9 protein-coding genes are annotated in these 14,404 nt (G+C 48.0%); 1 reads left to right on the forward strand and 8 read right to left on the reverse strand.

Going from position 1 to position 14,404, the window contains the following annotated elements; translation table 11 throughout:
• Positions 1–58: 58 nt before the first annotated feature.
• The 4 genes from ABUA47_RS01500 to ABUA47_RS01515 form a co-directional block, all read right to left on the reverse strand.
• On the reverse strand, positions 59–484 hold the full coding sequence (locus ABUA47_RS01500; RefSeq protein ID WP_005835201.1) for a hypothetical protein: 426 nt from the start codon (positions 482–484) through the stop codon (positions 59–61).
• Positions 485–819: 335 nt separating this feature from the next.
• Positions 820–2,097, reverse strand: a complete 1,278-nt coding sequence (locus ABUA47_RS01505) for a mechanosensitive ion channel family protein (RefSeq protein WP_005823993.1) — start codon at positions 2,095–2,097, stop codon at positions 820–822.
• Between the two features lie 27 nt (positions 2,098–2,124).
• Positions 2,125–3,138: a DUF4435 domain-containing protein gene (locus ABUA47_RS01510; protein ID WP_035450179.1), complete on the reverse strand. Its 1,014-nt coding sequence runs from the start codon at positions 3,136–3,138 to the stop codon at positions 2,125–2,127.
• An 11-nt stretch (positions 3,139–3,149) separates the two neighbouring features.
• Positions 3,150–3,980, reverse strand: coding sequence for an AAA family ATPase (locus ABUA47_RS01515; protein WP_022402321.1), 831 nt, complete (start codon positions 3,978–3,980; stop codon positions 3,150–3,152).
• Between the two features lie 139 nt (positions 3,981–4,119).
• Between ABUA47_RS01515 and ABUA47_RS01520 the strand changes: the two genes are divergently transcribed.
• Positions 4,120–5,031 carry a DMT family transporter gene (locus ABUA47_RS01520; protein ID WP_009037165.1) on the forward strand — a complete coding sequence of 304 codons (912 nt, stop codon included), beginning with the start codon at positions 4,120–4,122 and terminating at the stop codon, positions 5,029–5,031.
• A 16-nt stretch (positions 5,032–5,047) separates the two neighbouring features.
• Here ABUA47_RS01520 and ABUA47_RS01525 read toward each other — a convergent pair whose 3' ends face one another.
• The 4 genes from ABUA47_RS01525 to ABUA47_RS01540 all read right to left on the reverse strand — a co-directional run bounded on the left by ABUA47_RS01525 (position 5,048) and on the right by ABUA47_RS01540 (position 13,994).
• The gene (locus ABUA47_RS01525; RefSeq protein WP_005824006.1) at positions 5,048–5,632 is read right to left on the reverse strand and encodes a Crp/Fnr family transcriptional regulator; all 585 of its coding nucleotides are present in this window, start codon (positions 5,630–5,632) and stop codon (positions 5,048–5,050) included.
• Positions 5,633–5,656: 24 nt separating this feature from the next.
• Positions 5,657–6,760, reverse strand: a complete 1,104-nt coding sequence (meaB, locus tag ABUA47_RS01530) for a methylmalonyl Co-A mutase-associated GTPase MeaB (protein ID WP_005824008.1) — start codon at positions 6,758–6,760, stop codon at positions 5,657–5,659.
• 130 nt (positions 6,761–6,890) lie between these two features.
• Complete coding sequence (locus ABUA47_RS01535; protein WP_035450184.1) at positions 6,891–7,955, reverse strand: DUF1573 domain-containing protein; 1,065 nt, start codon at positions 7,953–7,955, stop codon at positions 6,891–6,893.
• Between the two features lie 141 nt (positions 7,956–8,096).
• Positions 8,097–13,994, reverse strand: coding sequence for an alpha-2-macroglobulin family protein (locus tag ABUA47_RS01540; RefSeq protein WP_035450186.1), 5,898 nt, complete (start codon positions 13,992–13,994; stop codon positions 8,097–8,099).
• Positions 13,995–14,404 lie beyond the last annotated feature (410 nt).

Raw genomic sequence — 14,404 nt, forward strand, 5'->3', positions numbered from 1 at the left:
AATGCCTTCCGGCTTCAAGGGGTACGCGCTGTTTCAAGAAAGAAACTAAAAGTACCGTTTACTTCTTCTTCAGCTCCTTCTTCAATTCCTGAACCTGAAAGCTGAACAAGTCCAGATGACGGCAAACGCGCTGCATGAAACTGCCTGCCGCCCTGAAGCAGATACGCGAAATGCGCACTTTATCTGCCGTACAGTCCTCTATCCGTTCCACCGGTTCGCTGGTGATGGAGGGAAAAAAGTTTCCAAGTCCCTTGATGTTCACCGTGCGTCCACTGGCCAGATAGTCCGCTATAATATCCGGCAGTTGCACCAGCACGGACTGGGCATCGCCCACCTGCAGGGAGCTGACAAAAGCCAGCCTCTTGGCCAGTTCGTCATTGCTCACCGGTTCCGGCTGAAGCACTTTTGACGCCGCGTAGTAGCGCACCACTTCCTTGTCTCCACTCTTGTCCACCTTCTTGCGGACCACATAATTCATTGACATACCAATCTTTCTTTATAATTAGGTTCGTAAAAAACGAAAGATATTCCCGCCCGACGCGAGGCACACCTACAACTTGCATACACAAAGCCTATACCTTACGGTAAAGACTCCGTGACCGAATACCTTTCACTATATGACTGAATACCTAAAACACCCGGATGTATTGCCCCAAAACATGGGGATGTTTTCACCCAAAACACCCGGATGTAATACCCCAAAACATGGGGATGTTTTGGGAGAAAAGATGGGGATGTTCTGACCTTTCAGTATAGGGTTCAAAGGTAATGACTCCCTATGAGAAATACCATAGATATAGGCCTTTTTGATGGTCGGAATCAAGCTCCTTTTTCTTCGGAAGCAGCAGGCAGTACCCGCTGGAAATCTCTGCCGGACGGAGACTGGAATACCTGCAAATCGAATTCGGGGATGATTGCCAGCACATGGTCGAACACATCCGCCTGCACCCCTTCATAGGGCACCCAATCCTTCAGCGCACAGAAGAAATAAAGTTCTATCGGGATACCGCGGTCGGTAGGCTGGAGTTGGCGCACCATGCAGGTCAGTTCCTGATTTACGTCGGGAAGACTTTTCAAATAAGCCGTCAGATACGCCCGGAACACCCCCAGATTGGTCTGGCGGCGTCCGTTGACGAGGATGGAGTTATCGATGCCGTTTTCCACATTGTACTTTTCAATCACTTCCTCCGTCTGCTCCACATAATCTTTCAGTAGCTGTATCTTGCGATATTTTGCCAGCATCTCCGGGGTGCAGAAACGGACGCTGGTCATGTCGATATTGATACTGCGCTTCACTCGCCGCCCACCGCTCTCGCGCATGCCGCGCCAGTTCTGGAAGGAGTCGCTGACAAGCAGGTAAGGAGGGATGGTGGTAATGGTATTGTCCCAGTTGCGCACTTTTACGGTGTTCAACGTTACCTCTATCACCGTACCGTTGGCACCGTACTTGGGCATCTCAATCCAGTCGCCCACCTTCAGCATGTCGTTGGCCGAAAGCTGCACACCGGAGACAAAGCCCATAATGGAATCCTTGAATACCAGCATCAGGATGGCTGCCGAAGCACCCAATCCGGCAAGCAGCGAAAGCGGGTCGCGGCCTATCAGTTCGCCCACGACCACAATGCCACCCACCAGCCACAGAATGACCTGCATGGTCTGCAACATCCCCTTCAAAGGGCGGTCGCGGAACTGCTCCCTCTCGCTGTATACGCTATAAACAGCCTTCAGGAACGAGTTAACGAAACTCAGGAAAGTAATGATGATGTAAATAAGGCAGATACGCCGGATGAAATCCATTGCCGATGAACCGACTTCGACAAATGCCAATGGAACAAACAGATAGATGATAACGGGAGCCACCATGCGGCTGAGGTGCACCATCACTTTACGGTCGAATACGATGTCGTCCCACGTAGCCTTGGTCTTCTTCACCAGTTGTGCCACTACCTTCAGCAGGATTTTCCGGCATAGGGCATCCGCCAGGAAAGCAACGGCAAGTATCAGTGCAAAGGCAATGAATTGGTCGAGCATATCAGCCCGGGAAGGGGATATGCCCCACCCGATTAAAAGGTCGTCTATCTTCTTCAATATCTCCATAATCGTATGTTTATCATAACGGCAATCTTATCTACGCGACTGTTCCTCCCGCTCGAGGAACTCCATAATGTCTTCTTTCAACCACTGATAAAGATAAAGGTTCTTGTAGCCGCTGTTTTTTTTCAGCATCACGGATACATTGACCTGACTGTTCTCATACCCCGTCAGTTCGTTGCGGAACTGTTCGTTATGCTCTGCCAGGCGCTTTATCTCCTGCTCGCGTTCACGACGCAGCACCGTACATACCGGGATAAGGATTTTCAGCACTACACAATCCATGATATGGTGTCCTTGGATATAAAGATAGGTATTGTCCGGAGTCAGTCCCAAACGTTCCAACTCCGTGCCCAGCTGCTCCACCCGGTCGATGTAGCGGGGGAAACGGGCTTGCAGTTCGGACAGCTTGGCCGACACCGTCTTTTGCATCTCGTCCAGACTACGGTAAGGATGACGCAGGTTTATCTCTTGCAAACGCACGCAGGCGTTGAAGTCGTACATCGGGAAAGTGTGTGTGTCGTGCTGGCGGTAGAACCAGACATTCCACAGAAACAGCGGATAGGCAATCTGCGAATAACGCTTCAGGAAAGCGGGGAAGTCCAGGATATGCCGGTCGTTCAGCGTCGCCTGCACACAGACTTCATGCAGACTGTCGGCAAAGCAGTGGAAGTTCTCGATGGCATAACCGTAAGTCTGGAAGATATAGGGACTCTTGTTTATCCTATGCGACACCTTGGTGGCACCTTGCAGCAGGAAGTCGTAGTCGCTGTCTACACACGCTATCAGGCTGCGCCCCAGTTCCGATGTGTTCAACGTATTCATCAGCACCATCTTCTTGCCCTTTGCCAGAGAGGTGGCCGAGGGAAGCATCACTTGAAAATAACGCTCCTCATTCTCGAACTCAGACAACAGCGTCCGCCAGAAAGCGATGTCGTCATAGCTTTCCACATACGCCACTATGCGCCTGCGTGCTCTCTTGGGGGACAACTTGCGGGCGGCATCCAGATAGGCGGAAGTAAGGTTATGTCTTAGGGAAGTGGACACTTGGGTAGGGATTAAGGATTAGGGATGAGGGATGAGATTTCGCTGACTTCGGTGACGGCATCCAGCCAGCCTTCCATGATGACTGCGGGCGAATGGGTGGTGAGAATAAGCTGCACATTGGGATTCAGATTGCGTATCATGCCGATAAGCTTCTGCTGCCATTCGATGTGCAGGGAGGCTTCCGGCTCGTCCATGAAGAGTACGCAGTGGTCATCGTCACGCACCAGCACGGTCAGCAGGATGACCAGCATCTGCTTCTCGCCCGAAGACAGTTTGTAGGGCAGCAGGCGTTCACCGTTCTGATAGAAAACGATGTCGTTGCTTTTGCGGTCTATCGTCTTATGGGTATAGCTGAAAAGTTCGTCAATCATATCCTGGAACTTCCGCTTGGGGAGGGAAAGGGAGGGAGCCAGGCTACGCTGCTCTTCATCACCGCTGAGCAGTTCTATCATCTTGTTGCCGATGTTCACCTGATAGTCCAGATAACGGCGCTGGAGCAGATAGAGCTGCCAGTCCAGTTCCGACTTCACGTTGGCATCGGCCATGCGTGCCGTAAAGTCGCCCATGATAAGGGGACGGTCGTAGCTGCGGATTACATCATAGGGGATAAAGGTGGCTGCGGGGTTGTCGAAGTAGACGTGTACGCCGTTCTTCTCGTCACTCTTCACTTCACCCGATGTCTGTTCCAGATAGTTGACCGAACGGTTCAGGATAGTGGTCTTCCCCACTCCGTTGATGCCGGAAAGTATATTGACGTCAGGACGCAGGTCCCAGGCAATATCGTACCGATGCCACAATCCGTGTATTTCGATACGCTTGATGTAATTGGCTTGTACTTCCATGGTTTCTTGCTTTAATTAGAAGCAAATATACACGATAATCTCTTATTTCTACGCCCATGAACCAGAAAAATCATATAATGAAAGATTTTCTCTTTTCAGAAAATAGTTGTTCTTTTGCACCCGCAAAGAACAAAAGAGTATGAACAAGAACATTCAAGGGCATCTGTTCGCCCTTACCGCAAATATCTTATGGGGCTTGATGGCACCTATAGGCAAGTCAGCTCTGGTAGAGTTTTCCGCGTTGTCAGTAACCACATTCCGCATGGTAGGCGCAGCCGCCTGCTTCTGGCTCCTCTCCCTATTCTGTAAACGCGAACAGGTGGACCACCGGGACATGCTGAAGATATTCTTCGCCGCACTCTTCGCCCTGGTATTCAATCAAGGTGTCTATATCTTCGGACTCTCCATGACTTCACCCATAGACGCCTCCATCGTTACAACCACGCTGCCTATCGTCACCATGATAGTGGCTGCAATCTATCTGAAAGAACCGGTCACCAACAAGAAAGTGCTGGGTATCTTTGTAGGGGCTATGGGAGCATTTATACTCATCATGAGCAGCCAGACCACCGGTGCCGGCAATGGCAGCCTCATCGGAGACCTTCTCTGCCTGCTCGCCCAAATCAGCTTCTCCATTTATCTGACCGTATTCAAGGGGTTGTCGCAAAAATACTCTCCCATCACCCTGAACAAATGGATGTTTGTCTATGCCTCCATGTGCTACATCCCGTTCTCTTACCACGACGTGGCTGCCATACAGTGGAGCGAAATATCTACAGCCGCCCTGCTGCAAGCGGGATATGTGGTTGTGGGAGGAAGCTTCCTTGCCTATATCTTCATAATGAGTGCGCAGAGGCTGTTGCGCCCCACTGTGGTGAGCATGTACAACTACATGCAGCCCATCGTGGCCTCAACCGTTGCCATCATCTTAGGATTGGGAGTGTTCAATTTGGAAAAGGGAATAGCCATAGCCTTGGTATTCCTGGGAGTGTACATCGTGACACAAAGCAAGTCACGCAAGGATTTCGAGAAAGAAGGGAAAGCCGTATAAAACAGCCGTTCCACCGTCACAGTACTCCGGCACGTACCCGGCTCAGAGACTCGGGAGTCATTAACAGATAAGATGCTATGTGGTTGACTGAGGCACGCCGGGCTATCTCCGGATAATCCCTGACGAAACGCGCATACCGCTCGCGTGAGGTTTCGAAACGCCAAGAGTCTGCTTTATATTGGGAAAGCATTAAAGACCCCTCCAACAAATGGCGAAGCAGACGGGCTATATGCAGATAGCGCTCAGAGAGTTCGACCAGCCCTGCATACGAAATGCTCCAGATGACGCCTTCCTCCAGGGATTCCAGCTGAAGGCAATTACGGCGTCCGGTGAAAAGGCTGACGATACACATAGCGCCGTCACCGTCGCAGGCAAAGTTCTCTGTAATGTCCCGGCCTTCTTTGAAATAGAACTGGCGAAGCAGTCCTTTCTCTACGAAAACAATATCCCTGGCTATATCTTTCTCACTAATCAACAGTTCTCCTTTGTGCACCTCACGGCGTACAAACAAACCGGCAATGAGCTCCAGCTCCTCAGAAGGGAGTTCATGAAGGCGGCGGGTAAACCGCCGCGCCACTTCCATGTTGTTTTCCTTAGTCATCGATATAGAGAAAGGGATATGCCCTTATTTCTTCAGTTCTGCAAAATAGGTGTCCAGCAAGTTCTTGGCAGCCACAAAAGAAGTCAAGTTGCCCTGTAGCACTTGTTTTTCCTTGCCAGTCAGCATCGCTTCAATCTGCGGATTGTGGTAGAAGCTGTCGCGCAGCTGTTCGTTAATGGTCTCGTACATCCAGTATTTGCTTTGCTCATTGCGGCGGTATTCAAAATAGCCGTTATCTTTCACAAAGTCAATGTATTTATAGACCATATCCCACACTTCTTTTACACCAAGATTATAGAAACCGGAATAAGTCAGCACTTGGGGTGTCCAACCGCTCTCCGGAGCCGGGAAGAGGTGCAGCGCATTACGGAACTGCGTTGCTGCCAGTCTGGCCCGCTCCAGATTGTCGCCATCAGCCTTATTAATAACAATGCCATCGGCCATTTCCATGATGCCGCGTTTGATGCCTTGCAACTCATCGCCCGTACCCGCCAGCTGTATCAGCAGGAAGAAGTCTACCATAGAATGTACGGCAGTCTCACTCTGCCCCACCCCTACCGTCTCTACAAATATCTTGTCGAAACCGGCAGCCTCACAAAGCACAATCGTTTCACGCGTCTTGCGTGCCACGCCACCCAGCGAACCGGCAGAGGGACTGGGACGTATAAAGGACTTGGGATGAACGGAGAGCTTCTCCATACGCGTCTTATCACCGAGAATACTGCCTTTGCTGCGTTCACTGCTCGGGTCAATGGCAAGAACGGCCAACTTGCCGCCGTGTTCCTCCAGTACATGCAAGCCAAATACATCAATAGAGGTACTTTTACCGGCACCGGGCACACCACTGATACCCACACGGACGGAGTTGCCCGAATAGGGCAAACACTTCTCTATCACCTCCTGCGCCACAGCCTGGTGCTCCGGTTTCACACTTTCCACCAGTGTTACAGCCTGGCTGAGTACCGTAACATCACCTTTCACTATACCCTCCACATAGTCTGATACGGAAAGCTCGCGTTTCTTCCGCCTGGGACGGTTCTTCAAGTAAGGATTGACCGATGAAGGTTGCTCAATGCCTGCATTGACAACCAAGCCTTTATATGCTTCATTATTTTCGGGATGTTCCATGGTTTAATGTGCTAATATGATTAATATGCTAATGTGCTAATATGAGGAATGTGCTGAATATATTAATAAGCTTTTATGATAATCTCTACTATCTCCATTAGCATATTGGCACATTCCTCACATTAATACATTACTTAATATTGATTTCGACTTTCGGTTGCATCGGGTCATTGGTAATCATCAACAGACGCAGATGACGACGCTTCTTGCCTATATTCTTCTTCACTACCGTTACCCGCAGGCGGGTGCTTTCGCCGGGTTGCAATACGCTCTTCTTGAGGTTAACTCCCACTGCCGGGTGGAATACCTGGAGCTTGTTTATCTGTAAAGGAGAACGCCCGGTATTGGTAATGGTAATATCTTGACGTGCTTTTGACTTCTTGGCCAATATCGCACTCATATCAACTTCTTTAGTAGAAAGGTGGATGGCAGGAGCATTTGCCTTCTCCACTTCCGTCATTCCGGAGAAATCCGGTAAAAGAATGGCAGAAACGGGAATTTCGTTTTCATCGCCCACCTTGTCACCGGAGAAGCGAGAAAGATAGACCGACGCTTGAGTCAGTCCGAGGTCAGTCAGTCTTTCCGAATTCAATGTAAGTGTAATCACTCCTTTTTCTCCCTTTTGCAAGACATTGGGCTCTACTTTTGTCTGCAAATAAGGAGGCAGATGCATCAGTACCGGTTCATAAGGACGGTCGGAAAGATTGACCACGCCGATATGAATCACCGGCTGCTCACCATGCTGAATATCGGGAAAGTCGAGGCTGTTCTTGTCAATACGTATCTGACCGATAAGATAGGGATGCGTCTTGGTAAAGTCCTTGATTTCCTGTACTACTTCACCATTGAACTTCAAATAGACCAGATTGGGTTGCGCATTGCTGTAAATAGCCACAGATTTCTGGAAATGTCCCAATGCCTTGGCGTCAAAAGTCACATTTACTGTTCCTTTTGCCCCCGGAGCAATAGGCGTTTTTGTCCACTGGGCCACGGAGCAGGCGCAATCCGGCTCTACTTCTGTAAGCACTAAAGGCTGGTCACCCGTATTGGTGATGGTATATTGCACAGTCACGGGATGCTTCCATTCTATCTGGCCGAAACTGTACATCTCTGTATTCGAGGTAAAACGAGCTTGCGCTACAGCAGTCAATACCACACTTGCAAGCACATATAAAGTTATCAATATCCGCTTCATCTATTTTTCTTAATATCAAGATTTCCTAATTCTGCCACTCTCATTCAATATTAGTCGGACAAAAATAGGTGTTTTTAGCGAGAGTACCTAAAATAGCGGAGCGCAATTTGTACAAATTGCGCTCCGCTCCATACTCTATTGTTACTTTATTACAATTATCCCTCCCGCCGAATGCGAAGCATACTCCGGAGCATACGCACACTGTATCGTGGCCAGCCCCGTTTCGTATGTTCCGCCACGGGCTATGCGATAACTGTGCTCTAAGACATAAACGCCTTTGCCCAAATGGTCGAAGAAGAAATTGGTTGCGGCATCTTCCACTTCTGCATAATAACCGAGGCCATTACTCCAACGATAACCGGAAAGCGAGCCTATAGGTTCAAAGCAGGCACCCCGCTGGTCTTTCAACTGAACAAAATCCATAGTACGGTCCAAGCGGATAGTCAAACGGGCCACTATTTTATCACCGACGGATAATACGGTCCCTTCCGTAACCGGTTGCAAGGACTTGCTACCACCGGCCGATATACGCTCTACATAAAGTTTCTTCTCTACATTCAATTCACCCCCCTGCTGCTTTACATCAGATATGGGTGACAGATACTGGGCATAAACAGCTCCCCAGGCAATGCCTGCATCCCGTTTCTCTACGGTGACGGTTTTAGCTTTCAGCTCCGGACTTCCTTGAGCGAAGGTTTCCTTGACATAACCCAAACCCGGGATTATGGTCTTTGTAGGCGACAATGTTTCCAAAACTTTGTTACCTAACGTGATACGTACGTCTCCCCGACTTTCCAGCAGATTAGTACCTTGACAAAGCAATGCATAAACAGCATCAGCCGTTGCAACCGGAGAATTCCAACTGGTAGTCTGCTTCTGTTTCAGCAGCCAGAGTTTCATTTCCTCCACCAAAGCATCGTTGCCACCTGCCATACGCAGGGCTTCCATTACTTCCACATGGGCAGGGATGGGCAGCATACCCCAGTTATACGGATTTGCTTGGAAAGCAAAGTATGCACCCAGTTCATCCGTCTGTACCAGATGTTCCTTGAGGGAAGCGATGAATTCATTCGCCTCGGCTGTACGCCCTACTGCTTTCAGGATGATGGCAGACTGCGCCTTGCTGCTCATGGTTCCATCTTTAAGATTGGCACCTACTTTTGATAGGAAATAGCGGTAAGCCGCTTGATTGTCTGCCGGCACTTGTTCGCCGCTAAGGGCTATCAGATACAGATATGTCATTGCCGATTCGGAGTTGGCAGTAATTCTGGCGCCATTTTTTTCGGCTTTACGGATATTGCGATACTCTTCCAAGGCCTGCCGATTCAAATAGCCGAAAGCTTTCTGCCGCATGGCGGCAACTTCTTCAGACAGTTCATTTTTCGTCAGCAGAGGAAGACGAACAAGTAATTCTGTAATATAGCCAGTTATATAGCGGCTACCGGACATTCCCTTATACCAGCTCCATCCACCGTCTTCACCCTGCAATTCTTTCAATTTGGTAAAAGCGGAAAGATTGCGGTTATTCAGTTGGTTGATATCAAACAGCGTGGCAATACGTGCCTGCTGTTCGGCTTCAGTAGTAGCTTCCAGTACCCACGGAGACTCGCTGAGCAGGATATTCTTCACATCCTGATTCTTCTCCAACTGGCTGAGGAAGGTTTCTTTCGTGCCACCGGCAGCCTTCCAACTGTCAAATACAGTCTTAATGCGGGGCTGGCTGTTGGCAATGAAGCCTGCCAGACTATTGGCATACCAAGCTGTAGCCCAAGAAATGGCATTATCATTGGCAGGCAGGCTCAATGCCGGCAACGCTTGTACAGCATACCAAGCCGGATTCCCGGTAAATTCTACAGTCAGACGACGGTCTGTCGCTGTACGGCTATTACGGTTGAAAAGGCTGTCTAATGAGAACGTACGGGTCTCCTCGCCACGGATAGGCATAGCAAGCGTTTCCGTAATATACTCCTTATTACTTAATACGGGCAACAGATGCTGCTCGCCATCGCTAAACGTACCTCCATCGGCAACCATACGAATACCAAGCAAATCATAGCGGTCGGACACTTCGAAATGGAAGTTGACAGCAGTATTTCTTCCTGCTTCTACCAAGAATTTCTGACGTTGAGTAGCAATAACTTTCTCCGTCATAGGGTCGAACAGTGTGAATACTGCTGTTCCTTTCACCGCTTTACCCGTCAGATTGGCTATTGTTCCGGCTATCTGTGTTTTATCTCCAACGCGGACAAACCGAGGCATATTCGGAGTCAGCATAAACTCCTTGGCAGTTACAACGGAAGCATCCAATATCCCAGTCAGCATATCCTTAGTATGTGAGTAACCACGGAAATTCCAACGAGTCAAGCTCTGCGGCATCGTAAAAGAAAACGCAAGCTCCCCTTGTTCGTTTGTACGAAGTTGAGGATAAAAAAAGGCTGTTTCGGCAAAGTTGGTGCGAAGCCCCTCAATAGGTTGCAAGGCCTCGCCAACCGGTATCGTTTCCGATTCAAAAACAACATCTTCCACCGCGTCTTCCGCTACTTGTGCAGGAACATATTTCACTTCAACGGCATTCCCGGATTCTGCTTTGGAAGCAAGCATCGGCTGGTTGGCACCACGTATTCTAAGATTACCGGTCAAAGAGCTATTCCGGGTAGTCCCATACCCCACAACACTTACTTCTTCCAAAAGCGCATTGTCTTCTACCATCACTATCCGCATCCTTCCATCCATATAAGGAGAACAGAAGTAGTCAAACGACCACACCGGAACCCTCCAAGCCTTCAACGGGAAATAAACGGAGAAGTAATTGCTATTATAACGGCTCGCACCACGGAATGCCCCATACAGATTATCCGGATAGAAAACCCGTAGTATCTGGTTACTCTTATAAATCTTATCCAGTGAAGCGTCGTACATCGTAGCCAACATCTCAGCCGCAGCAGGCATACCTTGAGGCGTCTTTATGACGAGCTTCCACTCTTCTTCCTGTCCGGGACGCAAACGGTCACGGAACACTTCCCATTTCATGTCGAGAGCACGTTCCGGCTCCCGCTTCTTCAGTTCAACCTGATGACTGTACATCTCGCCAGCTTTCACAAAACTGAAAAGAATGGTGATTCCCTTGCCATATGCTTCCTTATAAGGGAATTCCATACGAATAATAGTATCATTCAACTGCAACACACGGCTTTCAATGCGTTTTCTGTCACAAAAGACATCCATCAGCACATATGCATCCCGATAAGAAGTCCCCAAAAGAAAAGCGGCAGGGTACTGTACATCAAATTCCTCATTTTCTTTATAATAAAAGAAATCTGTAAACGCAGCCGGACGCTTGTCACTCTTTGAAAAGAGCATGAAACTGTCACTGCCATATGCCCCGTTATTCTCTTCACGTCCCAAACTATCACGTACAGAAAGTTTCAAGCGATAGTTACCTGAAGGAAGCTTGTTCCAAGCCGAAAAATCCTGGAGCCGATTGGCTGTGAAGGTACCCTCCAATACAACATCATCCAAGGGTTCAGAACCTGCAATATTCCTTGCCCCATTTTGTTCTGCAAATGGATAAAGGCAATAGGAACCTTCAATGTGCTGAGGAATATTCATTACATTATTCACTCCAAAAGTGAAAAGCATACTATCTTCCTTACAAACATATTGAGGCAAGCGAATATCAAAGGAATAAGCCTTAGGACCTGCCAACAAGTTATACGAAGCGGATTGCGTTTCACCGGCCTCATCCGTCACCACCGCCTCCACATGATAAGTATACACACTCCCATACCCGTCTGTATCTACAGCCGGAGCTTCCAAAGTCAAGGGTATGGAAAAATCCCCGTTGGTATCCAATTGTATGGTGTCAGACAATAATGGTTTATCAGCATTGCTCCAATAACCAGGTCTCGGATTCCGGCGAGTCACCGTATATGCCAATGGCACATCCTGCACCATCATGCCATTGAAGGTCTTGACATTTCCTTTCAACACAACCTTGTCACCCAGCCGATAAGCTTCCGAAACCGGAGTGAAGGCAATCTCGAACGTAGGTCGCTTGTACTCCTCTACCCTAAAAGTGACGGTAGATTGAGTCTCTTTGGTTCGTATGCTGAACATGCCATTCAGGCAAGCTGCCGGAAGTACAAACTCCGTAGCAAAAGAGCCGAAATCATTGGTCCGCCCCTTCCTGGTGGCAAGTTCCTTGCGGTTGGCATCCAACAAGACAAGCTCATAATCAACTCCTTGTAGTACCTGGGCGCTATCACTATTCTGCTTGTAAGCTATCCCTTTTACATGAACGGTCTGCCCGGGACGATAAAGCGAACGGTCTGTCAGCAATGCCATCTGCCTCCAATCTGTATCCTTAATACCGTAATAAGGATGATTCATATAAACGTTCTGCGGCATCATGGCTGTGTCTCTGCCTTTACGCGCCACATAACTTCGGATTTCACTCTGCCAGGGTAATACAGCTTTCCCCCCGGCATCAGTCAGTACCTCTGCCATCGCTTTTCTATTCTTCTCATCATAAGAAGAGTAGAAACTCACCTTGGCACCAGCAATCGGCTGTCCACTACGGGCATCCAATGTAGCCACTTCCATACGGTTGTCACCCAAATCCAATGTCAGCACCTTGAAGCGGGTAGATACCAGAAATTTATCATCTGTACGGGCCGTTTCAGTATCAGGTACTATTTGAAGAATATAGACTCCCGTTTCCCGAGGAATCATGAACTTAAATACAGTGTCCGAGGCAAGATAAGGGACATCTTCAGGCAATTTATCCTTGCCTGGCAACGGCTTTAAGCCAAAATGCGTGGAAGAAAACTTCCGGGCATACTTTCTATAAGTATCTTTATTTATACCATGGTCCATCCAAGGTACTTCACTTAAAGTAGTGGTATATAAGTTGAGAGTAAAGCCCTCGACATTACGATAATGCAGCCTCATATTCACCGAATCGCCGGGATAACCGCTTTCATTCATAGTCAGAATGAGTTCAGGCTGTAAAATCTGTTCACGGATATTTTTCAACTCATTGATACGCTTATACGCAGGATAGCGCTTCAAGCCTTCTTCACAGACTTTTAGAGCCTCATCAGCGCGTTTCGGTTCCAAACGGCGCAGGTGGTTGGCTTTATGAATGTAAACCTCGGCACAAACCTCTCGTGAACCGTATTCCTTTATCAATTTATTCAAAACCTCAAGATATTCCCGATTAGCCTTTTCCTGACGCATTCGGAAAGTAGGATAAGGCTGCTGGCTGATACCACCGGTCAACTTCCAGTTCCAATAATCAAGAGAACAGAGCAACATAGCATCTTCCGAACCGGCACGACGGCGATAAGCATTCATCATATCCAGATAAATCCTTTCGATACGGGTCTGTACCAAAGAATCCACGCTGAAACCATCCAGCTGCCGATAAGCATCAACAGCACGGCTTACCAATAGATGGTACATATCGTGCCCATAGAACCGGCTACCGTCTTCCAACACCACAAAAGGCACATATTGTTCTGCAGATGTATTGAGCAAGCGGATGGAATCCTGCAAGGATGCACGGTTACACCTATCTATTTTATCCACAAACTGGCTGATACTCCACTCACGGATATCTTCTGGAACCTCGTCAACAGTCAGTAAAGTACGTGACAGCAAGACACGGCGATTCTTCCGCATCAAGTCAGCATATTCATATGCCAACAAAGAATGTAGAATAGCCTTGTTCACCGGATTCCTCTCCGATTGTGCCCAAGATTCCATATATTTCAGACTGGAGTAAAGGCTGTCCGGAGTCAGCCCCTCTTGATAAGTCTCCCTACAAATGTAGGCTTTCAACATTTGCGGAGCATTCTGCTCTTGCCGACCTTTCCGATAGATTTCATCAGCCAGTTTTATCACTGTTTGAGGCAGGCTTTTCTTTTGAGCCTGCTCCACCTGCTTCCACAACTTATCGTACGTCTGCGCATACAATGCCGAAGCCCCAAATGTAACCAGCAGCAACAATATGCTACAAATTCTTTGAATTACTCTCATAATTATTCGTTTGTTAGTCTTTGTATTAATAACAAAGGAAGTGAATAAAGTTCAAACAAATGTACTTTTGGACATAAAAAATCTTATTCTACTCCTACAAAAAAACAAGGGATATGTTTTGCAAACATATCCCTTGTGCTATACTTAAATGTTAGTGTACTCACATTTGGAGGCTATAATATCTCATTGCCTCCATCCAATTCTTACCAGCTGCGGTAAGAATGTGCTTAAATGAATTTGCAATCTTCTTTTTCATAATCTTAAAAAATTAAACTAATACCTGAAAACTAAAATTCAATACTTCACGAAAGGGGGGGGAATGCTTAAAGCATTACGTAACCCCAAATGTTCTTATCGGCTTCGCCGACATGCTTAAAAAAACTCTTTAACATTTTCATTTTGTTATCCTC

Origin of the sequence: Bacteroides sp. RTP31139st1_H2_RTP31139_211217 (genome assembly GCF_040227615.1) — a bacterium.
GTDB lineage: Bacteria > Bacteroidota > Bacteroidia > Bacteroidales > Bacteroidaceae > Bacteroides > Bacteroides uniformis.